The sequence below is a fragment of the Belnapia moabensis DSM 16746 genome (assembly GCF_000745835.1).
GTDB classification, from domain to species: domain Bacteria; phylum Pseudomonadota; class Alphaproteobacteria; order Acetobacterales; family Acetobacteraceae; genus Belnapia; species Belnapia moabensis.
In genome coordinates this window covers 23,146-42,721 of record NZ_JQKB01000017.1, presented here as the reverse complement: position 1 = coordinate 42,721, position 19,576 = coordinate 23,146, and the positions used below count along the sequence as shown (strand labels likewise).

At 71.6% G+C, this 19,576-nt stretch carries 22 protein-coding genes; 11 read left to right on the top strand and 11 right to left on the bottom strand.

The genetic code is table 11. The features are described 5' to 3' along the window. Positions 1-272 precede the first annotated feature (272 nt). The 7 genes from EP26_RS13270 to EP26_RS13240 are packed head-to-tail and all read left to right on the top strand — an operon-like array spanning position 273 to position 5,457. Positions 273-758 carry an Rrf2 family transcriptional regulator gene (locus EP26_RS13270; RefSeq protein ID WP_043339095.1) on the top strand — a complete coding sequence of 162 codons (486 nt, stop codon included), beginning with the start codon at positions 273-275 and terminating at the stop codon, positions 756-758. Beyond that, positions 755-1,831, top strand: coding sequence for a cysteine desulfurase family protein (locus tag EP26_RS13265; protein WP_043339094.1), 1,077 nt, complete (start codon positions 755-757; stop codon positions 1,829-1,831). The genes EP26_RS13270 and EP26_RS13265 overlap by 4 nt, the downstream gene beginning before the upstream one ends. A 17-nt stretch (positions 1,832-1,848) precedes the next feature. Next, the gene (locus EP26_RS13260; protein WP_043339092.1) at positions 1,849-3,024 is read left to right on the top strand and encodes a cysteine desulfurase family protein; all 1,176 of its coding nucleotides are present in this window, start codon (positions 1,849-1,851) and stop codon (positions 3,022-3,024) included. 1 nt (position 3,025) lies between these two features. Beyond that, the gene (locus EP26_RS13255) at positions 3,026-3,355 is read left to right on the top strand and encodes a ferredoxin family 2Fe-2S iron-sulfur cluster binding protein (RefSeq protein ID WP_043339091.1); all 330 of its coding nucleotides are present in this window, start codon (positions 3,026-3,028) and stop codon (positions 3,353-3,355) included. Continuing rightward, positions 3,348-4,043: a TenA family protein gene (locus EP26_RS13250; protein ID WP_052389133.1), complete on the top strand. Its 696-nt coding sequence runs from the start codon at positions 3,348-3,350 to the stop codon at positions 4,041-4,043. Before EP26_RS13255 ends, EP26_RS13250 begins: the two co-directional genes overlap by 8 nt. Then, a complete protein-coding gene (mnmA, locus tag EP26_RS13245) occupies positions 4,043-5,122 on the top strand; it encodes a tRNA 2-thiouridine(34) synthase MnmA (RefSeq protein ID WP_043339089.1) in 1,080 nt (359 codons plus the stop codon). Before EP26_RS13250 ends, mnmA begins: the two co-directional genes overlap by 1 nt. Beyond that, complete coding sequence (locus EP26_RS13240; protein ID WP_043339088.1) at positions 5,119-5,457, top strand: hypothetical protein; 339 nt, start codon at positions 5,119-5,121, stop codon at positions 5,455-5,457. The genes mnmA and EP26_RS13240 overlap by 4 nt, the downstream gene beginning before the upstream one ends. Positions 5,458-5,576: 119 nt before the next feature. On the opposite strand, the gene EP26_RS13235 is transcribed toward EP26_RS13240, so the two are convergent. The 7 genes from EP26_RS13235 to EP26_RS13205 all read right to left on the bottom strand — a co-directional run bounded on the left by EP26_RS13235 (position 5,577) and on the right by EP26_RS13205 (position 11,315). Continuing rightward, positions 5,577-5,858, bottom strand: a complete 282-nt coding sequence (locus EP26_RS13235) for a DUF2934 domain-containing protein (RefSeq protein WP_043339086.1) — start codon at positions 5,856-5,858, stop codon at positions 5,577-5,579. After that, positions 5,858-6,709, bottom strand: a complete 852-nt coding sequence (locus EP26_RS13230; RefSeq protein ID WP_084112518.1) for a metallophosphoesterase family protein — start codon at positions 6,707-6,709, stop codon at positions 5,858-5,860. The genes EP26_RS13235 and EP26_RS13230 overlap by 1 nt, the downstream gene beginning before the upstream one ends. Before the next feature lie 77 nt (positions 6,710-6,786). Next, a complete protein-coding gene (locus EP26_RS13225; protein ID WP_084112517.1) occupies positions 6,787-7,464 on the bottom strand; it encodes a phosphonate ABC transporter ATP-binding protein in 678 nt (225 codons plus the stop codon). Continuing rightward, positions 7,464-8,210 carry a phosphonate ABC transporter, permease protein PhnE gene (phnE, locus tag EP26_RS13220; RefSeq protein WP_052389132.1) on the bottom strand — a complete coding sequence of 249 codons (747 nt, stop codon included), beginning with the start codon at positions 8,208-8,210 and terminating at the stop codon, positions 7,464-7,466. Before phnE ends, EP26_RS13225 begins: the two co-directional genes overlap by 1 nt. Further along, positions 8,207-9,061 (bottom strand): phosphate/phosphite/phosphonate ABC transporter substrate-binding protein, encoded by an 855-nt coding sequence (locus EP26_RS13215; protein WP_043339085.1) that lies wholly within the window; start codon positions 9,059-9,061, stop codon positions 8,207-8,209. The genes phnE and EP26_RS13215 overlap by 4 nt, the downstream gene beginning before the upstream one ends. A gap of 98 nt (positions 9,062-9,159) precedes the next feature. Next, positions 9,160-10,341 (bottom strand): acyl-CoA dehydrogenase family protein, encoded by a 1,182-nt coding sequence (locus EP26_RS13210; protein WP_052389131.1) that lies wholly within the window; start codon positions 10,339-10,341, stop codon positions 9,160-9,162. A 68-nt stretch (positions 10,342-10,409) separates the two neighbouring features. Beyond that, a complete protein-coding gene (locus EP26_RS13205) occupies positions 10,410-11,315 on the bottom strand; it encodes a hydrogen peroxide-inducible genes activator (protein WP_043339084.1) in 906 nt (301 codons plus the stop codon). Between the two features lie 215 nt (positions 11,316-11,530). Between EP26_RS13205 and katG the strand changes: the two genes are divergently transcribed. Then, entirely contained in the window at positions 11,531-13,765 is a 2,235-nt protein-coding gene (gene katG, locus EP26_RS13200) for a catalase/peroxidase HPI (protein ID WP_043339083.1), read from the top strand. Positions 13,766-13,768: 3 nt separating this feature from the next. Here the strand turns inward: katG and EP26_RS13195 are convergent, their stop codons facing one another. The 4 genes from EP26_RS13195 to EP26_RS13180 are packed head-to-tail and all read right to left on the bottom strand — an operon-like array spanning position 13,769 to position 16,810. Beyond that, positions 13,769-14,707: an ABC transporter ATP-binding protein gene (locus EP26_RS13195; RefSeq protein WP_043339082.1), complete on the bottom strand. Its 939-nt coding sequence runs from the start codon at positions 14,705-14,707 to the stop codon at positions 13,769-13,771. Next, a complete protein-coding gene (locus EP26_RS13190) occupies positions 14,704-15,330 on the bottom strand; it encodes an ABC transporter permease (RefSeq protein WP_043339081.1) in 627 nt (208 codons plus the stop codon). Before EP26_RS13190 ends, EP26_RS13195 begins: the two co-directional genes overlap by 4 nt. Next, positions 15,330-15,947, bottom strand: coding sequence for an ABC transporter permease (locus tag EP26_RS13185; protein WP_043339080.1), 618 nt, complete (start codon positions 15,945-15,947; stop codon positions 15,330-15,332). Before EP26_RS13185 ends, EP26_RS13190 begins: the two co-directional genes overlap by 1 nt. Further along, positions 15,947-16,810 (bottom strand): glycine betaine ABC transporter substrate-binding protein, encoded by an 864-nt coding sequence (locus EP26_RS13180; RefSeq protein WP_043339079.1) that lies wholly within the window; start codon positions 16,808-16,810, stop codon positions 15,947-15,949. The genes EP26_RS13185 and EP26_RS13180 overlap by 1 nt, the downstream gene beginning before the upstream one ends. Positions 16,811-16,874: 64 nt before the next feature. Here EP26_RS13180 and EP26_RS13175 point away from each other — a divergent pair, with 64 nt between their 5' ends. From EP26_RS13175 to puuE, 3 genes are all read left to right on the top strand, one after another. Then, positions 16,875-17,678 carry a class II glutamine amidotransferase gene (locus EP26_RS13175; RefSeq protein WP_043339078.1) on the top strand — a complete coding sequence of 268 codons (804 nt, stop codon included), beginning with the start codon at positions 16,875-16,877 and terminating at the stop codon, positions 17,676-17,678. Continuing rightward, complete coding sequence (locus EP26_RS13170; protein ID WP_043339076.1) at positions 17,675-18,505, top strand: uroporphyrinogen-III synthase; 831 nt, start codon at positions 17,675-17,677, stop codon at positions 18,503-18,505. Before EP26_RS13175 ends, EP26_RS13170 begins: the two co-directional genes overlap by 4 nt. 146 nt (positions 18,506-18,651) lie before the next feature. Continuing rightward, positions 18,652-19,560, top strand: a complete 909-nt coding sequence (gene puuE / locus EP26_RS13165) for an allantoinase PuuE (protein WP_043339075.1) — start codon at positions 18,652-18,654, stop codon at positions 19,558-19,560. The last annotated feature ends 16 nt before the right edge of the window (positions 19,561-19,576 follow it).

Here is a 19,576-nt window from a genome sequence, read left to right as displayed (position 1 = left end):
GTCCATGTCCCGCCTGGCCCCTTGGTTGACCTGGCTGGTCGGACAAAATAGCCTGATCGATGCGATGCTCCCGGAGGGGACGTGTTTCATCGCAGCAGCTATGTCTCCAGTTCATGGATCGGCAACCCCCTGGCAGTCTCCCGGACCAGGGGTGACGGGAATATAGGCACCTGACCCCGACTTTCATAACGAATTCAAGGCATGGTCCCCGTGTTCATGGAACGAGGTGGAACCATCTCCTGACTGGGCGCCTGCAAACAGGGGATTGAGGCATGCGACTTTCTACCCGTGGTCGCTATGCGGTGATGGCCATGGTCGAGCTCGCGGCCCGACAAGGAGGGTGCGAAGCCACTGGAAGGCTTGCGAATCCAGCGCCGCGGCCGGTCTCGTTGGCAGACATTGCCGCCGCGCAACTCCTCTCGGTGGCTTATCTCGAACAATTGTTCGGTCATCTGCGCCGGGCTGGCCTTGTTGCGTCGGCGCGTGGACCGGGGGGTGGATACCGGCTGGCCCGGCCGCCGGAGGAGATCGCCGTCGCGGCCATCGTCGATGCGGTGGATGAGCCGCTGCGGGCGACGCGCTGTGACGAAGGTTCGCCCGGCTGCCTGGCTGGGCAGAAATGCCTGACGCATGACCTGTGGCAGGAGCTCGGCGAGCAGATCCGGCTCTTCCTCGCCCATGTGACTCTGGCGGACATCATCGCCGGGCGGATCGCCGGGCGGGCGAATGCGCCGAGGCTGCAGGCGGCGGCGGAATGACGCTCTATCTGGATGCGAATGCGACCGAGCCCTTGCGGCCGGCGGCGCGGGCAGCGGTGATCGCGGCGCTGGATGCGGGGGGGAATCCCTCCGCCGTGCATGGGATGGGGCGGGCGGCGCGGCGACGGCTGGAGGAGGCGCGGGAGGCGGTCGCGGCGCGGTTCGGGGCGCGGTCGGGGGATGTGGTCTTCACCGGCGGTGGGACGGAGGCGAATGCGCTGGCCATCCACGGCCTCGGGCGCGGGCGCCGGGTGCTGGTGGGGGCGACGGAGCATCCGGCGGTGCTGGCGGCGGCCGGGCCGGGGGCGGAGGTGGTGCCGGTGCTCGGCGACGGGCGCGTCGATCTCGGTGCTTTGGAGCGGATGCTGGCCGAAGGGCCGCCGGCGCTGGTCTGCCTGATGGCGGCGAACAACGAGACGGGGGTGATCCATCCCATCGCCGAGGCGGCGGCGCTTTGCCGGGTGCATGGGGCGCTGCTGCACATGGATGCGGTGCAGGCGGCGGGGCGCATCCCACTGCCCGAGGGGGTGGATAGCTGGGCGATCTCTGGCCACAAGCTCGGCGGGCCGCCGGGGGCGGGGGCGCTGCTGCTGCGGGCGGGGCTCGAGCTGCCGGCGTTGATCGCGGGCGGCGGGCAGGAGCGCGGCCGACGCGGCGGGACGGAGCCGCTGCCGGCCATCGCCGGGATGGCGGCGGCGGTGGCGGACCCCGGCGAGGCCGGGCGGCTGGCGGCGCTCAGGGACAGGATCGAGGCGGGGGTGGCGGGCGAGGCGGTGATCGCCGGGGCGGGGGCGCCGAGGCTGCCGAATACCAGCTGCATCATCCTGCCCGGCGTCGCGGCGGAGACGCAGGTGATCGCGCTCGACCTGGCGGGTGTCCGGGTTTCGGCGGGGGCGGCCTGTTCCTCGGGGAAGGTGGCAAGGAGCCCGGTGCTGGCGGCGATGGGGCTCGGCGCAATGGCGGGCTGCGGCATCCGTATCTCGCTGCCCTGGAATGCACCGGAGGATGCGGCGGAGCGCTTCCTCGTGGCATGGGCTGCCATGCGTGCGCGCCTCTCCAAAAGCGCGGCCTGAGGGGCCACCATCAGGGGATGCTGCCGAACCGCCCCGTCTATCTCGACAACCATGCCACCACGCCGCTCGACCCGCGGGTGCTGGCCGCCATGCGGCCCTGGTGGGAGGAGAATTTCGCCAACCCCCATAGCGTCGAGCACGCCATGGGGCGGGCGGCGGAGGAGGCCGTCGAGGCGGCGCGGGCGGAGGTCGCCGGGCTGATCGGGGCGGAGGCGCGGGAGATCGTGCTGACCTCCGGGGCAACGGAGGCAAACAACATCGCCATCAAGGGGGCGGCACGCTTCGCTCGCAGCCAGGGCGACGAGCGGCGGCGGGTCGTGACGCTGGCGACCGAGCATAAATGCGTGCTGGAGAGCGTGCGGGACCTGGCCGAGGAAGGCTTCGAGCCGGTGGTGCTGCCGGTCGGGGCGGACGGGCTGGTCGATCTCGACCTGCTGCGCGAGGCGGTGGATGGGCGGACGCTGCTCGTCTCCGTCATGGCGGTGAACAATGAGATCGGGGTGGTGCAGGACCTCGAGGCGATCGGGGCCGTCGTGAAGGCGGCCGGCGCCTTGTTCCATACCGATGCGGCGCAGGGCGTGGGGCGCATCCCGCTCGACGTGGCGGATATCCAGGCCGATCTGCTCTCGATCTCCGGGCACAAGATTTATGGGCCGAAGGGTATCGGGGCGCTTTATGTGCGGCGGCGGCCGCGTGTGCGCCTCGCACCGCTCTTCTCGGGTGGTGGGCAGGAGCGGGGGCTGCGCTCGGGGACCCTGCCGGCGCCGCTGGTGGTCGGGCTCGGCGAGGCGGCGCGGGTGGCAGGGATCGAGGCGATGCTGGATGCCGGGCGGATCGCCGGCCAGCGGGACCGCTTCCTCGCTGCGTTGCGGGCGGAGGTGCCGGAGGTGCGGGTGAACGGGCATCCGGAGCGGCGGGTGGCGGGCAACCTCAACATCACCTTCCCCGGCGGGGTCGATGCGCAGGCGCTGATGGCGGCGGCGCCGGAAGTATGCGTCTCGACCGGCTCGGCCTGTTCCTCGGCGGCGGTCGAGCCTTCCTATGTGCTGCGGGCGCTCGGGATTCCCGAGGATGAGGCACGCGCCACCTTGCGGATCGGGATCGGCCGCTTTACCTCGCCCGCGGATGTGGACCGGGCCGCGGCATCCCTTGCCGCGGGCTGGCGGACGGCCGTTTTGGGAGCGAGCAGGTAGAATGCCGAAGATGACCTTCGTCGAGCGGGACGGCACCAGGCGGGAGGTCGATGCACCGCTCGGCCTCTCGGTGCTGGAGATCGCGCACAAGCACGGCGTCGATATCGAGGGCGCCTGCGAGGGTTCGCTCGCCTGCTCGACCTGCCATGTCATCGTCGATGGGGGTTGGTTCAAGAGGCTCGCCGAGCCGACTGAGGACGAGGAGGACATGCTCGACCTCGCCTTCGACCTGCAGGAGACGAGCCGGCTCGGCTGCCAGATCATCATGACCGAGGCGCTGGACGGGCTGGTGGTGAAGCTGCCCTCCGGCACGCGGAACGCCGGTGGCTGATACTCCCTGGGCTGATTTCGGCGCGGAAGGCGGGCTGTTCCAGCGGCTGCGGGAGGCCTGCGCGGGCGATTGGACAGCCTATACCTGGCATCCCTTCGTCCAGGGGATCTCGGATGGGACGCTGCCGCTGGCGGCGTTCAGGCGCTACCTGATCCAGGACTACCTCTTCCTCATCCATTTCGCGCGGGCCAAGGCGCTGGCGGTCTTCAAGGCCGAGAGCATCCAGGCGATGCGGGACAAGACCGCCGGCATCGCTGCCATCCTCGCGGAGACGCAGCTGCATCTCGGCTACTGCGCCGAGTGGGGGCTGTCGGAGGCCGAGGTCCTCGGTACGCCCGAAAGCGCCGAGACGGTGAGCTACACGCGCTACGTCATCGATCGCGGACTGGCGGGGGATATTCTCGACCTCGAGGTGGCGCTGGCACCCTGCACGGTGGGGTATGGGGAGGTGGCGCTGCGCATCCTCGCCGACCCGCAGCGGCGGCGGGAGGGGAACCCCTACCAGAGCTGGATCGATGCCTATGCCGCGCCGGACTACCAGGCGATGGCGCGGGCGGCGGCGCTGCGCATCGACGCGCTCGGCGAGAGCCATGGCGGCGGGGCGCGTTTCCCCATCCTCTCGGCGACCTTCGCCGAGGCGGCGCGGCTGGAGGCGCGGTTCTGGCAGCAGGGGCTGGACGCGGCCTGATGCGCATCCTTGTCGCCATGTCGGGCGGGGTCGACAGCAGCGTCGTCGCGGGGCTGCTGAAGGCGGAGGGGCACGAGGTCATCGGCGCCACGCTCCAGCTCTACGACCATGGGGCGGCGACGAGCCGAAAGGGCGCCTGCTGCGCGGGGCAGGACATCCATGATGCGCGGCGCGTGGCGGATGCGCTCGACATCCCACATTACGTGCTGGACCGGGAGAGCCGGTTCCGTGATGCCGTTGTGCGCGATTTCGCCGACAGCTATGCACGGGGCGAGACGCCCATCCCCTGCGTGCGCTGCAACCAGACGGTGAAGTTCGAGGATCTGGTCGGGCTGGCGCGGGACCTGGGGGCGGAGGCGCTGGCGACCGGGCATTACGCGCGGCGGGTCGAGGGGGCGGCAGGGGCGGAGCTGCACCGCGCCGCCGATCCGGCGCGGGACCAGAGCTACTTCCTTTTCGCCACCACGCGGGCCCAGCTGCAATTCTGCCGCTTCCCGCTCGGCGGGATGCCGGACAAGGCGGCCGTTAGGGCGGAGGCGGCGCGGCTCGGCCTCGCGGTCGCCGAGAAGCCGGACAGCCAGGATATCTGCTTCGTGCCGGAGGGACGGTATTCCGACATTGTCGCCAAATTCCGGCCGGATGCGGCGGAGGAGGGCGAGATCGTTCATCTCGACGGGCGGGTGCTCGGGCGGCATGCGGGGATCGCGCGCTATACGGTCGGGCAGGGGCGTGGGCTCGGGCAGGCCTCAAGGGATGGGGACCAGCCGCTCTATGTCGCGGCGGTGGAGGCAGGGCGGCGGCGTGTCGTCGTTGGGCCGAGGGCGGCACTGCCGCAGACCGAGGTCGCCGTCGCCGAGGTGAACTGGTTGAGTGCGCCGCCGGAGGGTGCGATCGCCTGCCAGGTGAAGCTTCGCGCGCGGGAGGTGCCGCAGCCTGCCATGGCGCGCTGGGATGCAGCGGCGGGCGTGCTGCGCGTCACCCCGGAGGTGCCGGCCATCGCGGCGCCGGGCCAGGCCTGCGTGCTCTATGACGGCGAGCGGGTGCTGGGCGGCGGCTTCATCCGGCGGGAGGCGGCATGAGCCGGCCGCCGCGTCCCGTGAAGCCGAAGGGCGCCAAGGGCCAGGGGCGCCGGGTGGCGCAGCTCGAGGCGGAGCTGGCGGAGACCAAGGCGAAGCTCGCCAGGGCGGAGGCGAGCCTCAGCGCGTTCGAGAAGGGTGGCGTCGAGGCCTATGCGGCGCGGCGGATCGCGGCGCTTGAAGAGGGGCAGCAGGTGGCGCGCGGGCAGGCCGTCGAGGCGGCGGTCGCCAAGGCGCGGGCCGAGGGCGAGCTGCGGGCGCTCAAGGACGCCATCGGCAAGGTGCCGGGCGTCCATGGCTGGCTGCTGCGCCGGGCGGTCAGGAAGGCGGGGCTTTAAAGTCCCACAAAATCGCTGCGCGGCCTTCTCGCTCAGGGCCCGAGGCCTCGCGCAGCCTTTCGCGGCAATGCCGCGGAAGGATCGGGCGGGGATAGGTTTCGATAGATGTTCTGAGACCCTCAGCCTTTCTTCGAGCGCGGCTTGCCCTTGGCGGGTGCCCGGGCAGCCTTGGGCTTCGCCTTGGCCGGCTCCTGGTTCTGCTCCAGGGCCGCCGGCTCCGGCAGGGGCGCGGCCCCGGTCTCGCCGGCGAATTCCTGCGGGGCGCGGCTGGCGAGGGTGAGTTCCTCGCGGGCGCGGTGCCAGAATTCCTCGTCGCGGCCCTCGGGGCGGCCGGCTTCTTCCCAGAGCGCATGGGCCCGGTGGCGGATATTGTCCTCCGGGATGGTCTGTTCCTCGGGCATCACGTCATCGTCCTCGGTAAGCTGTGTCCATCCTGTGAAGGCCAGAAGAGTGGCGGCGGGGCAAGGGGCTGACCGCGGCGGGCGCGTTCGGCGGGGGGCAGCACGTCCTCGGAGGGCCAGAGGCCGGTCTCCAGCGCCGCGGCATAGCCTTCGGCCAAGCCGGCATCGCGCATGGCGCGGGCGGCGGCGGCGTGGTCATAGGCAAGGGCGCGGTGCTCGAGTCGGATGCCCTCGGGCGAGGGGGTCAGCAGGGAGAACCAGGCGCGCGGGGTGGCGTCATGCGCCGGCATGCCGATGGCGCCGGCATTGTGCCAGAGGCGGCCTTCGACCAGCCGGGTGAAGGGCAGGCCGCAATGGCCGGCGATGACGCCCTCGGCGCCGGTTCCGGCGATCTCCGCGGCGAAGACGGCATCGGGGGCGGAGGCGAAGAGGAAGCGGTTGATGCTCGTCGCTCCGCCATGGATGGCGGCGAGGCGGCGGCCCGCCAAGGTGACGTCGATGCGGCGGGGCAGCGCGGCCATCCAGGCGCGGTGGGCGGGCGTCACCTGGCGGTCGGCATGGGCGAACCAGCCGCGGGCGAGCAGGTCGCAGGCGGTGCCCGCCTCGAAGCCGCAGCCGCAATCGGCTGCGCCTCCGGCCAGGCTCTCCTCGCAATTGCCCATCACGGTCGGGATGCCGGCGGCGATCATCAGGTCGAGCGTCGCCGCCGGCTCGGCGCAATAGGCGACGACATCGCCGGTGCAGAGCATGCGGGCGGGCGAGATGCCGAGGCGGGCGGCCTCGGCCAGCAGGGCTTCGAGGGCCTGGCGGTTGGAATAGGGGCCGCCGAAGCAGAGCAGGGGGGCGTCCATCAGGTCTCCTGATCCCGTATCGGCCTGACTGACTGGCGCCAGGCCAATACGGGATCGGTCATTGTTGAGCCAGCGATTCACGCCCTGAGTGTGCCACTCAGGGCGATCGCAGGCTGGAGTCGGCCGGCCTCGATGCGGAGGCGGCGGTCGGCGAAGCGGCGGGCGAGGTCGGGCTGGTGCAGGCTGACGAGGATGGCGAGGCCTTCCTCATGCGCCAGGCGGCGCAGCAGGGTGAGGATGGCATCGGCATTCTCCGGGTCGAGGCTGGCAACCGGCTCGTCGGCCAGGAGGATGCGGGCGCGCTGGAGCAGGGCGCGGGCGATGGCGACGCGCTGGCGCTGGCCGCCGGAGAGATGCGCGGCGCGGCGGGAGCCGAGGCCGTCGAGGCCGACGCGGGCGAGGCAGCCCTCGGCCGCCGCGATGTCCGCCGCAGGCCAGAGGCCGAGGGCCGGGCGCCAGAAGCCGAGGCGGCCGAGGGCGCCGACCAGTACGTTCTCCCGTGCGGAAAGCCGGCCGGCGAGGGCGTGCTGCTGGAAGACCAGGGCGGGGCGGCTGCCATCGGCGAGTATGGTGCCCGTGCAAGGCAGCAGGCCGGCGGCGGCGCGGAGCAGGCTGGTCTTGCCGGCGCCGGAGGGGCCTTCCAGCGCCACCACCTCGCCGGGGGCGACGTCGAGCGAGATGGCGTGCAGGACCGGCTGGCCGCCGAGGGAGAGGCCGAGGCCCTGGATGACCAGGCCGCGCCGGGTCTCCAGCATCAGGCGAGCCTCCGGCGCAGGGCGGCGGAGAGGCGGTCGGCGGTGAGGACCAGGGCGATGACGATAAGCAGGATGGCGAGTACGCGGGCGAAGTCGAGCAGGTCGACGGCGTTCTTCAACTCCTGCCCGAGGCCGCCGGCGCCGACCAAGCCGAGCACGGTGGAGGCGCGGATGTTGAACTCCCAGACATAGAGCAGGGCGGAGAGGGTCTGCGGCAGGGTCTCGGGCAGCAGGATCACGGCGGCGGCCTGGGCGCGGGTGCCGCCGGCGGAGAGGGCGGCCTCGACCGGGGCGGGGTCGGCGGTCTCCAGCGCCTCGGACCAGAGCTTGGCGATGGAGCCGGCGGAGTGGAGGGCGACGCCGAGCATGCCGGCGAAGGGGCCGAGGCCGACGGCGGCGACGAAGATCAGGGCGAAGACGAAGCCGTCGATCCCCCGCAGCGCATCGAGCAGGGCGCGGGCCGGGTGGTAGAGGGCGGGGATAGGGGCGACGGGGCGGGCGGCCATTAGCGCGAGCGGCAGGGCGAGCAGGGCGGCGAGGCTGGTGCCGAGGGTGGCGATGGCGACCGTCTCGGCCGCCCGGCGCAGCAGGTCCGGCAGGCCGGAGAAGTCGGGCGGGAAGGCGCCGGCCAGCCAATGGGCGAGGCGCGGCAGCCCGGCCCAGAGGCGGGGCAGGTCGGGCTGCACCACGGCGATGCAGGCGGCGTAGAGGGCGGCCAGCAGCAGCAGCCAGGCGGCTCGCCTCATCCGCCGCCGATGCGGCCGAGGGCGCGGCCGGCGGCCTCGATCAACGCGTAGCTGTCGGGCCGGGCGGGGACCCAGCCGGTGTAGTTGGTGGGCATGACCTGGGTGGCGCCCGCTGCGTCGAGGCCGAGGGCGGCGTCACGCAAGGCGGACTTCAGGCCGGGGTCGAGGCGGTCGCGGACGGCGAGGGCGTCGTTCGGCAGGGGCTCGGAGCGCCAGACGATCTTCACCTGGTCGGCGCGGAGGCGGCCGGCGGCGATCATGGCGGCGAGGTTGCGGTCGTAGTCGGTGGCGAGGTCCACCTGCCCGGTCGCCACGGCGAGGTCGTTGGCGGGGTGGGAGGCGCCGTCGCGGTAGCGGAAGTAGCTGCGGGGGTCGATGCCCTGGGTCTTGAACCAGTAATGCGGGATCAGCCAGCCGCTGGTGGAGCCGGCATCGGCGAAGGAGATGGACATCCCCTTCGCATCCTCGGGGAAGCGGGCGATGGCGAGCTCCGGCCGGGCGATGATGATCGCCTGGTAGGTCGGCTTGCCCTGGTACTGGACGACGGCCAGCGCCTCGGCCTTCGCCCGGTCCTTGGCGAGGATGTAGCCCCAGGGACCCATCCAGGCGGCATCGACCTGCTCGTTGGCGAGCGCCACGGCGATGCCGGCCCAGTCGGTGGTGACGGTGAGGTCGAGCGGCCGGCCGACCGCCTTCGCCAAATGGGTGAAGAAGGGCTCATAGGCCCGGCGGGTGTCGCCGGCGGTCGGCTGGAAGGGGCCGACGGCGCAGCGCAGCGGCCTTCCTTGGGCGAGGACGGGCGTCGCCAGGAGCGGCGCCGAGGCGATGAGCAGGCGGCGGGTCAGGGGCATGGGGTCATCCTCCAATGGGCCCTTCGTCGGAGGCCAGCGGGCAGATGCACCCATGCCGCAATTCAACCCGCCTGTCGCCTAAGCAGCATCGCCGGGGCTCAGCCCTTCAGCAGGCGGCGGGCGATGGCCATGCGGTGGACCTCGCTCGGCCCCTCGTAGATGCGCTGGACGCGGACCTGGCTGGCCATGAGCTGCAAGGGCAGCTCCTTCGTCATGCCCATGGCGCCGAAGGTCTGCATGGCGTTGTCCAGCACCTCCTGCGCCATCTCGGTGGCGTAGACCTTCAGCATCGAGGCCTCGGTGCGGACATCCTCGCCGGCGGCCATCTTGGCGGCGGCGTCACGGACCATGAGGCGGGTGGTATGGATCTTGGTCGCCGCCTCGGCGATCCACCACTGGATGGCCTGGCGGTCGGCGAGGCGGACGCCGAAGGTGCTGCGGTTCTTCGCCTGCTCGCAGAGCATGTCGAGGGCACGGCGGGCCATGCCGGTGCAGCGTGCGCCCATCTGCAGGCGGCGGACGTTGAGGCGGAGCTGCATAGGCGCGTAGCCGGCGCCGAGCTGGCCGAGGATCTGCCGCTCGTGGACGCGGCAATCCTCGAAGACCAGCTCGTAGGTCCGCCGGCCGCCGATCATCGGGATCTCGCGCTCGATGATGAAGCCGGGCGTGCCGCGCTCGACGATGAAGGCGGTCACGCCCTCCTGCCGCTTGCCCTCGCCGGTGCGGGCCATGAGGATGATGAAGTCGGCGCGGGGGACGCCGCTCACCCAGATCTTGCGGCCGTTGATAACCCAGTCGTCGCCATCCTTCACCGCGCGGGTGGTCATGCCCGCCGGGTCGCCGCCGGCGCCGGGCTCGGAGATGGCGATGGAGGAGCGCATCTCGCCGCGGGCATAGGGATCGAGATACTTCATCCGCTGCTCGGGGTTGGCGACGGCGAGCAGCATGTGGAGGTTCGGGCTGTCGGGCGGGAAGATGAAGGGGGTGACGGTGCGGCCCATCTCCTCCTCGATCGCCATCAGCGCGGTAACGGGGAGGTCGGCGCCGCCGAACTCCTCCGGCACGTCGAGGCCGTAGAGGCCGAGCTCCTTGGCCTTGGCGAGGAGCGGGGCCTCCTCCTCCGGCGTCAGGCCGTAGCGCTGGCCCTCCGACTCGCGCTTCAGGACGGCGGGCTCGAGCGGCATCAGGTCGCGCTCGACGAAGCGGGCGACGAGGTCGCGCACCATGCGGTGCTCCTCGGCGAGGGGCGGAATGGCGATGCCGTCGGTGGTGAGGGCCATGGGTTTCTCTCCCGCGAGATTGGTTTGGCCGGAGGCTAGACCCGCGCGGCGGGGGTGCCCATCCCCTGCTAGATGGGGCCGGCCGCGAAGCCGCGAAGCCGGTCTCCGATCACCCGGCCGACGGCCTCGGCCGCGGCGCGGCGGGGGAAGCTCGATCGCCAGACGAGGCGGACGGTGCGGCCGGTGCGCTCGCGCAAGGGGCGCAGGACGATGCCCATGTCCTGCGCGGTGCCGGCGGCGAGGCCCGGGATCAGCGTCGTGCCGTAGCCAGCGGCGACCATGCTGAGCAGGGTCGAGAGGCTGGCCGCGCGCAGCGTGCCGCCGAGGGCGCCGCCAAGTGATCCCCCCTGGCCGCAGGCTGCGAGGGCCTGGTCGCGCAGGCAATGGCCGTCGGCCAGGACCAGGATATCCTGCGCGAGATCGGATTCCGCCACCACCTCGCGGGCGGCGAGCGGGTGCTCGGGCGGCAGGGCGGCGAGGAAGGGCTCGTCGAAGAGCGGCTGGCTGGTGAAGTCGCTGCCGTCCACCTCGGTCGCCAGCAGCGCGGCGTCCAGCTCATGGGCGCGGAGGCGGTCGAGCAGGGTGAGCGTCTGGTCCTCCCAGGGCTCCAGCAGGAGCGTCGGCAGAGCCTCGCGCAGCGGCGCGAAGACCAGCGGGAGCAGGTAGGGCGCGAGCGTCGGGATGATGCCGAGGCGGAAGGTCCCGGCCAGCGGGTCGCAGAGGTCGCGCGCGGCGGCGAGGATGGCATCGGCCTCCGCCACCGCGGCGCGGACATGGCCGATGAGCCGCTCGCAGGCGCTGGTCGGGACCACCGTCTTGCGGTCGCGTTCGAACAGCGCGAGGCCGAGCTGCTCCTCCAGCTTGCGGAGCTGCACGGAGAGCGTCGGCTGGCTGACGCCGCAGGCCTGGGCGGCACGGCCGAAATGACCGTATTCGGCGACCGCCAGCAAGTATCGGAAATCGCGGAGATTCATCGGCGTCGGGCTGCTTCGATAGGCGGGGTCTATCAGATCGGTTGGAAATTAATGCTTAACCCTATCCATCCAAGGCGGCTAGCGTCGCTACAGGGCCGTGGGACCTAGAGGGAGGAACAAGACGGGCCGAACTCCCTGACCGCAGCATCCGGCGTCAGGCCGTTGCGGCGACCCGCAGCCTCGAACGATCAACGAGCATGGCAGAGGAGAGAACCATGGACGGTAATCAGAGCCCTGGCACCGGGCAGTGCCCGGTGATGCATGGCACCGCGCCGCGCCACACATCCTTCGCCGGCCGGTCGAACCGCGACTGGTGGCCGAATGCGCTGAATGTCGGAATCCTGCACCAGCACTCGAACCTCGCCAATCCGCTGGGCGAGGCCTTCGACTATGCGAAGGAGTTCGAGACGCTCGACCTCGAGGCGCTGAAGCAGGACCTCTTCGCGCTGATGCGGACCTCGCAGGACTGGTGGCCGGCCGATTACGGGCATTACGGGCCGCTCTTCATCCGCATGGCCTGGCACAGCGCGGGCACCTACCGCACCGGCGACGGCCGCGGCGGCGGCGGTGCCGGCACGCTGCGCTTCGCCCCGCTCAACAGCTGGCCGGACAACGGCAACCTCGACAAGGCGGTGCGGCTGCTCTGGCCGATCAAGAAGAAGTACGGCCGCAAGATCTCCTGGGCCGACCTCATCATCTATGCCGGCACCTGCGCGATCGAGTCGATGGGGCTGAAGCCCTTCGGCTTCGCCGGCGGGCGCATCGACCTGTGGGAGCCGCCGCAGGACATCTACTGGGGCAACGAGGACACCTGGCTCGGCGACAAGCGCTACACCGGCGACCGCGAGCTGGAGGCGCCGCTGGCCGCGGTGCAGATGGGGCTGATCTACGTCAACCCGGAGGGGCCGAACGGCAAGCCGGACCCGGCGGCCTCGGCGCGCGACATCCGCGAGACCTTCGCGCGCATGGCGATGAACGACGAGGAGACGGTCGCGCTGATCGCCGGCGGCCATACCTTCGGCAAGTGCCATGGCGCGGGCGAGGCCTCGCATGTCGGGCGCGAGCCGGAGGGGTCCGATATCGAGGAGATGGGCCTCGGCTGGAAGAGCAGGTTCGGCAAGGGCCACGGCGTCCATGCCATCACCAGCGGCCTCGAGGGCGCCTGGACCAACAACCCGATCCAGTGGGACAACGGCTACTTCGACAACCTCTTCAAGTATGAGTGGGAGCTGACGAAGAGCCCGGCCGGCGCCTGGCAGTGGACGCCGACCGACCCGGCCGCGAAGGACACGGTGCCGGACGCGCATGACCCGGAGAAGCGCCATGCGCCGATGATGGCGACGACCGACATCGCGCTGCGCACCGATCCCAAGTATCTCGAGATCTCGAAGCGCTTCCACCAGAACCCGGACCAGCTCGCGGATGCCTTCGCGCGGGCCTGGTTCAAGCTGACGCACCGCGACATGGGGCCGGTCTCGCGCTATCTCGGCCCTCTCGTGCCGAAGGAGGTGCTGCTCTGGCAGGACCCGATCCCGCCGGTGACGCACCCGCTGATCGACGAGGCTGACATCAAGGCGTTGAAGGGCAAGCTGCTCGCCTCCGGCCTGTCGATCTCCGACCTGGCCGGGACGGCTTGGGCATCGGCCTCGACCTTCCGCGGCTCCGACAAGCGCGGCGGGGCGAATGGGGCGCGCATCCGCCTCGCGCCGCAGAAGGACTGGGAGGTCAACGAGCCGCAGCGGCTGGCCGGCGTGCTGGCGAAGCTCGAGGGCATCCAGAAGGAGTTCAATGCGTCACAGCCTTCCGGCGGCAAGCAGGTCTCGCTGGCCGACCTGATCGTCCTCGGCGGTTGCGCCGCGGTGGAGGCGGCGGCGCGGAAGGCGGGGGCCGAGGTGGAGGTGCCCTTCACGCCGGGCCGGACCGATGCCTCGGCCGAGCAGACCGATGCGGAGTCCTTCGAGGTGCTGGAGCCGGTGGCGGATGGGTTCCGCAACTATCTCAAGCGCGACTACAAGGCCTCGCCGGAGGAGCTGCTGATCGACCGGGCGCAGCAGCTCATGCTGACGGCGCCGGAGATGGCGGTGCTGCTGGGCGGGCTCCGCGCGCTCAACATCAACCATGAGCGGGCGAAGCATGGCGTCTTCACCGACCGGCCGGAGGCGCTGACGAACGACTTCTTCGTCAATGTCCTCGACATGGGCACGGCTTGGCAGCCTTCGGAGGAGAACGGCGTCTATGAGGGGCGGGACCGGGCGACCGGCCAGCCGCGCTGGACGGCGACGCGGGTCGATCTCATCTTCGGCTCGAACACGCAGCTGCGTGCGGTGGCGGAGGCCTATGCCTGCGACGACTCGCAGCCGGCCTTCCTCAAGGACTTCGTGAAGGTCTGGACGAAGGTGATGAACCTCGACCGGTTCGACCTGGTGCAGAAGGCGTTGAAGCACGCCTGATCGTCAGGCGCGGCCCATCCCCCCGCCGGCGAAGGCCAGGAGGTCGGCGAGGGTGATGGAGCCGCCGCCGGGCAGCGGGGCGGTGGTGGTGCCGCCCGAGAGCATCTGGGCGAGGGCGTCGCGCAAGGTGGCGCCCTCGGCCAAGGCGGGGCCGGGGGATGGCTCCGCATGGACTGGCAGGGCCGCGACCGGGAAGAGGGCGAGGCGCAACAGCATGCGGTCGGCGCCAAGGAATTCGGCGGCGAAGGCGTCGGCGGGATGCGCCAGCATGTCCGCTGCTGGGGCATGCTGGATCAGGCGGCCGTCGCGCAGCAGGGCGACGGCGTCGCCGAGGCGGACGGCTTCCGCCACGTCATGCGTCACCAGCAGCACGGTCTTGCGAAGCTGCCGGAGCAGGCGCAGCACCTCCTCCTGCAATTTCGCGCGCTGGACGGGATCGACGGCGCCGAAGGGCTCGTCCATCAGCAGCACGGGTGGGTCGCCGGCCAGCGCCCGGGCGACGCCGACGCGCTGGCGCTCGCCGCCGGACAGCTCGTGCGGGCGGCGGGCGGCGAAGCGGGCGGGGTCGAGGCCGACCATCGCCAGTACCTCCTCGACGCGGGCGCGGATGCGGGCGCGGTTCCAGCCGAGCAGCGTAGGGACGGTGGCGATGTTGGCGGCGACATCCCAGTGCGGGAAGAGGCCGACCTCCTGGATGACATAGCCGATGCGGCGGCGGAGCGCGGTGGCGTCCATGGCGCGGGCATCCTCGCCGCCGATGCGGATGGTGCCGGCGCTCGGCTCGACCAGGCGGTTGACCATGCGCAGCAGCGTGGTCTTGCCGGAGCCGGAGGGGCCGATGAGGGCGCAGCTCGTGCCCTCGGGGGCGGTGAGGAAGATGTCCTCCACAGAGGCGCGGTCGGCGCCGGGCCAGCGCTTGGTGAGGCCCTCGATCTCGATCATGCGCCGCGGACCCGCGCGGCGAGGTGGCGTTCCAGCATGCCGAGCGCGGCCTCCGTCCCAAGGGCGAGCAGGGCGATGGCGATGGCGCCCACCAGCATTCGCCCGGTATCGAGCAGGGCGAGGCCCTGGGTGACCAGATCGCCGAGCCCGCCGCCGCCGATGAAGGTGGCAAGCGCCGCGGCCGAGACCACCTGCACGGCGGCGACGCGCAGGCCGGCGAAGATCAGCGGCGCGGCGAGCGGCAGCTCCACGCGCATCGCCTGCTGGGTGGCGGTCATGCCGAGGCCGCGCGCGGCGTCGAGCGCGGCGGGGTCGGCGGTGCGGATGCCGATCACCGTGTTGACCAGCACCGGCGGCAGGGCGAGCAGGGCGAGGGCGATCACCGAGGGGGTGAAGCCGACGCCGAGCAGCGGCAGCAGGGCGGCCAGCACCGCGAGGCTCGGGATGGTGCGGAGGGCGCCGGCGAGCATGATGGCCGCTTCGGCCAGGCGCGGGCGGTGGGCAACGGCGATGCCGGTGGGCAGCGCGATGGCGATGCCGATGGCGAGGCCGGTGAGCGAGAGCAGCAGGTGGTCGCCGACCGCGCCGAGGAAGAGGCCGGGATGGGTGCGCAGCCACTCCATCAGCCGCTCGCCGGCAGGCGGCGCTGGACGGCGCCGAGGCCCCAGTCGATCAGCAGCGCCATCAGCGTGACGAGGCCGGCGCCGACGAGGATCTTCTCGGTATGGCCTTGGTCGAGGCCGGTGAGGATCAGCGTGCCGAGGCCGCCGGCGCTGATATAGGCGGCGACTGTCGCGGCGGAGACGAGGGTGACGGAGGCGATGCGGAGGCCGCCGAGCAGCGCCGGCAGGGCGAGGGGTAGCTCCACGCGGAAGAGACGCTGGCGGGAGGTGAGGCCCATGCCTTCCGCCGCATCGAGCACGGCGGGCGGGACGGCGGCGAGGCCGGTGACGAGGGCGCGCAGCAGGACGGGGACGGCATAGGTGACGAGGGCGAGCAGCGCTGGGGCAAAGCCGAGGCCGAGCACCGGGACGAGCAGGGCGAAGAGGGCGAGGGTCGGCAGCGAGTAGAGCACGGAGGCGGTGCCGAGCAGGCCGGCGCGCAGGCCGGGGCGGCGGGCGACTGCGAGGCCGAGGGGGAGGGCGATCAGCAGGGCGAGGGCCAGGGCGGCGGCCACGAGTTCCGCATGAGTGAGCAGGGCGACGGCGATGCTGTCGAGATTGCGGCTGGTCCAGCGCATCAGGCGAGGCCTTGCCGCTTGAGGAAGCGGGCGGCAACTTCGCGGGGCTCCTCACCGTCCTGATCGACCTGGCGGTTGAGTTCCTGCATGACGCCGTTGTCGAGCTTGGTGCCGATGGCCAGCAGCGGCGGGGCGAGGGCGGGGAAGTCCCGCAAGGCGGCCTGGCGTACTACGGCGGCGAGCTGGTAGGGCGGCCAGAGACGGCGGTCGTCGCGGAGGGTGGCGAAGCCGTAGGTGGCGATCTGCCAGTCCGTCGCATAGGCATTCACCACATCGGCCTGGCCGTGGTTCAGCGCGGCATAGCGCAGGCCGAGGGCGGCGAATTGGCGGAAGCGGCGGAATTCCATGCCGTAGACGCGGCGGAGGCCGGGCAGGCCATCGGCGCGGTCGGCGAATTCGTTGCCGGCTGCCAGGGTGAGCCGGGGGGCGGCACGGGCGAGGTCGGAGAGGGTGGCGAGGCCAAGGCGCCGTGCCGTCGCGGGCAGGACGAGCAGGGCGTTGCCGTTGTCGATGCCGGAGGGGGCGAGCCAGTCGAGGCCGAGCGGGGCATAGCCGGCGCGGACCTTGGCGAGGACTTCGGCCGCATCGCCCTCCGGCGGCTGCTTGAGGACGACGCCGAGGCCGGTGCCGGTGTATTCCGGGTAAAGGTCGATCTCGCCGGCGAGCAGGGCCTGGTGGGCGATCGCCGTGCCGCCCAGGTTGACCCGGCGCTGCACGGTGGCGCCGGCGCGTTCCAGGCCCTGGGCGAAGAGTTCGGCGACGACCAGCTGCTCGGTGAAATTCTTCGACCCGACGCGCAGCAGCGGGGCCGCCCGGGCGAGGGCGGGTGTCAGTAGCGTCCCGAGGAGGAGGCGTCTCCGCATCGTGTCAGCCTAGACGGGCGGAACGATTGGGCAAGCCGCTCGCGGCCGGGTCTAGGCTGGGGGGATGTGTGAACTTCTCGGGATGAGCGCCAATGTACCGACGGATATCTGCTTCAGCTTCGCCGGATTGATGCAGCGCGGCGGCAAGACCGGGCCGCATGCGGATGGCTGGGGGATCGCCTTCTACGAGGGCAAGGGGGCTAGGGCCTTCCATGACCCACGGCCTTCGGCGGATTCGGAGGTGGCGCGCTTCGTGCGGGACCATCCGATCAAGAGCTGCACGGTACTTAGCCATATCCGCCGGGCCAACCGGGGGCGGGTGGCGCTGGAGAATACCCACCCCTTCCAGCGGGAGCTCTGGGGCCGGCTCTGGACCTTCGCGCATAACGGGCAACTGGCGGGGGTGAAGCGCTGGCCGCTGCGGCACTATCACCCGGTCGGGACGACCGACAGCGAGCATGCCTTCTGCTGGATGCTGGACCGGCTGCGGGAGGCTTTCCCCGCCTCGCCGCCCGGCCATCGGCTCGGGGCGGCGATCGAGGCGCTGTCGCGGCGGCTGGCGGCCACGGGCGTCTTCAACATGCTGATGAGCGACGGGCGTTGGCTCTATTGCTTCTGTGGCAAGCGGATGGCCTGGCTGACGCGGCGGGCGCCCTTCGGCCCGGCGACGCTGATCGACGAGGACCTCAGCGCCGATTTCGCCAAGGAAACCACGCCGCGCGACGTGGTGACGGTGGTGGCAACGCGGCCCTTGACCAAGGACGAGGCCTGGACGGTGATGGAGCCAGGGCAATTCGTGGTGTTCCGCGAGGGCGAGCGCTGGATGCACCGGCGCGTCGCCGTCCCGGAACTGGAGCAGGCGGCATGAGCGAGGCAATGACGGGCAGCATGGCCGGGCTCCGGGTGGTGGTGCCGGAGACGCGGGAGCTGGAGGTGCTGGCGCGGATGCTGGAGCGCCAGGGGGCGGAGGCGATTCGCTGCCCGCTGGTCGCGATCATCGATGCGGCGGATCCGGCGCCGGTGGAAGCTTGGCTGCGGCGCTTCATCGCCACGCCGCCGGACGACCTGATCCTGCTGACCGGGGAGGGGCTGGGGCGGCTGCTCGGCCTGGCCGAACGGGCCGGGATCGAGGGGGAGTTCCGGGCGGCGCTGGCCGGCGTCAGGCGCATCTGCCGTGGGCCGAAGCCGAGCCAGAAGCTGCGCAGCATTGGCCTCGGGCCGGACTTGGCGCCGGAGCCGGCGACGACGGCGGGGATCATCGCCGGGATGGAGGGGCTGGACCTCAAGGGGCGGCGGGTGGCGGTGCAGCTCTATCCCGATAATCCCAATGCGCCGTTGCTCGACTTCCTCAAGGGAACCGGGGCGGAGGCGGACCCGGTGCTGCCTTACGCCTATGCGACGCGGGCGGAGGATGAGCGGGTGCTGGAGGCGGTGGGCGAGATGGCGGCGGGGCGGGTCGACCTCGTCGTCTTCACCAGCACGCCGCAGGTGCGGCGGCTGGTGAGCCTGGCCGAAGAAGCAGGGCAGCGGGCGGTGCTGGACGAGGCGCTGAAGCGGACGCGGATCGCGGCTGTCGGGCCGGTGGTCGCCGAGGCGGTCCGGGCAGCGGGCGGCGAGGTGTCGGTGATGCCGGAGGAGAATTTTCACATGAAGCCGATGGTGAATGCCATCCTCGCGGGGCTGCGCGCCGGCTAAGGCTCGTCAGGCGAGGCTGCCGATGCTGGTGGCATCGGCAAGCTGGCCGACTCACCCGGGCGAAAAGGTCCGTCGGACCGACCCGGCCGGCCTTGTCCGACGAGCCATGGTTGCCGGGCGGGGCCAGCGCGGGCCACACTCCCGGTATGATCCTCGCTGGCGATACCGAGCATCCGCGCGACTTCCACGGCTATGGGCCGAACCCGCCCGATCCGCGCTGGCCGGGCGGGGCGCGGCTCGCCCTCTCCTTCGTGCTGAATTACGAGGAGGGTGCGGAGAACACCGTGCTCAACGGCGATACGGGGAGCGAGCTCTACCTGCATGAGGTGCCGGGAGGCACGCCGCGGGCGGAGCGGGACCTCTCGACCGAGAGCCAGTTCGACTACGGCGCGCGGGCGGGGCTGTGGCGCATCCTGCGGCTGTTCAAGGAGCGCGGGCTGCCGCTGACGATCTATGCGGTGGGGCGGGCGCTGGAGCTGCATCCGGAGGCCGGGCGCGCCTTCGCCGAGGCGGGGCATGAGGTGGCGAGCCATGGCTGGCGCTGGATCGACTATCGCCGCGTGCCGGAGCATGTGGAGCGCGACCATATCGCCCGCTGCGTCGAGGTGATCGAGCGGACCACGGGCAGCAAGCCGGTCGGCTGGTATACCGGGCGGATCAGCCTGCGGACGCGGCGGCTGGTCGCCGAGCATGGCGGCTTCCTCTACGACAGCGACTCTTACGCCGACGATCTGCCCTATTATGTGCGGGCGGCGGGGAAGCCGTTGCTGGTGGTGCCCTACACACTCGACAACAACGACATGAAATTCGCGGTGCCGCCAGGCTTCTCGGCGAATGACGGCTTCACCCAGCATCTGACCGACAGCTTCGACATGCTGCGGCGTGAGGGCGGGCGGATGATGTCGGTCGGGCTGCATTGCCGGCTGGCCGGGCGGCCGGCGCGGGCGGCGGCGTTGGAGCGCTTCCTCGACCATGTCGTGCGGCACCGGGATGTCTGGGTCTGCCGGCGTGCGGAGATCGCCCGGCACTGGCTGGCGCAGCATCCAACCCAATAAGCCATAAGAGGAAACG

Coding starts and splice junctions, on each gene's coding strand:
- EP26_RS13270 (WP_043339095.1), top strand. CDS start 273: ATGCGACTTTCTACCCGTGGTCGCTATGCGGTGATGGCCATGGTCGAG.
- EP26_RS13265 (WP_043339094.1), top strand. CDS start 755: ATGACGCTCTATCTGGATGCGAATGCGACCGAGCCCTTGCGGCCGGCG.
- EP26_RS13260 (WP_043339092.1), top strand. CDS start 1,849: ATGCTGCCGAACCGCCCCGTCTATCTCGACAACCATGCCACCACGCCG.
- EP26_RS13255 (WP_043339091.1), top strand. CDS start 3,026: ATGCCGAAGATGACCTTCGTCGAGCGGGACGGCACCAGGCGGGAGGTC.
- mnmA (WP_043339089.1), top strand. CDS start 4,043: ATGCGCATCCTTGTCGCCATGTCGGGCGGGGTCGACAGCAGCGTCGTC.
- EP26_RS13240 (WP_043339088.1), top strand. CDS start 5,119: ATGAGCCGGCCGCCGCGTCCCGTGAAGCCGAAGGGCGCCAAGGGCCAG.
- EP26_RS13235 (WP_043339086.1), bottom strand. CDS start 5,858: ATGCCCGAGGAACAGACCATCCCGGAGGACAATATCCGCCACCGGGCC.
- EP26_RS13230 (WP_084112518.1), bottom strand. CDS start 6,709: ATGGACGCCCCCCTGCTCTGCTTCGGCGGCCCCTATTCCAACCGCCAG.
- EP26_RS13225 (WP_084112517.1), bottom strand. CDS start 7,464: ATGCTGGAGACCCGGCGCGGCCTGGTCATCCAGGGCCTCGGCCTCTCC.
- phnE (WP_052389132.1), bottom strand. CDS start 8,210: ATGAGGCGAGCCGCCTGGCTGCTGCTGCTGGCCGCCCTCTACGCCGCC.
- EP26_RS13215 (WP_043339085.1), bottom strand. CDS start 9,061: ATGCCCCTGACCCGCCGCCTGCTCATCGCCTCGGCGCCGCTCCTGGCG.
- EP26_RS13210 (WP_052389131.1), bottom strand. CDS start 10,341: ATGGCCCTCACCACCGACGGCATCGCCATTCCGCCCCTCGCCGAGGAG.
- EP26_RS13205 (WP_043339084.1), bottom strand. CDS start 11,315: ATGAATCTCCGCGATTTCCGATACTTGCTGGCGGTCGCCGAATACGGT.
- katG (WP_043339083.1), top strand. CDS start 11,531: ATGGACGGTAATCAGAGCCCTGGCACCGGGCAGTGCCCGGTGATGCAT.
- EP26_RS13195 (WP_043339082.1), bottom strand. CDS start 14,707: ATGATCGAGATCGAGGGCCTCACCAAGCGCTGGCCCGGCGCCGACCGC.
- EP26_RS13190 (WP_043339081.1), bottom strand. CDS start 15,330: ATGGAGTGGCTGCGCACCCATCCCGGCCTCTTCCTCGGCGCGGTCGGC.
- EP26_RS13185 (WP_043339080.1), bottom strand. CDS start 15,947: ATGCGCTGGACCAGCCGCAATCTCGACAGCATCGCCGTCGCCCTGCTC.
- EP26_RS13180 (WP_043339079.1), bottom strand. CDS start 16,810: ATGCGGAGACGCCTCCTCCTCGGGACGCTACTGACACCCGCCCTCGCC.
- EP26_RS13175 (WP_043339078.1), top strand. CDS start 16,875: ATGTGTGAACTTCTCGGGATGAGCGCCAATGTACCGACGGATATCTGC.
- EP26_RS13170 (WP_043339076.1), top strand. CDS start 17,675: ATGAGCGAGGCAATGACGGGCAGCATGGCCGGGCTCCGGGTGGTGGTG.
- puuE (WP_043339075.1), top strand. CDS start 18,652: ATGATCCTCGCTGGCGATACCGAGCATCCGCGCGACTTCCACGGCTAT.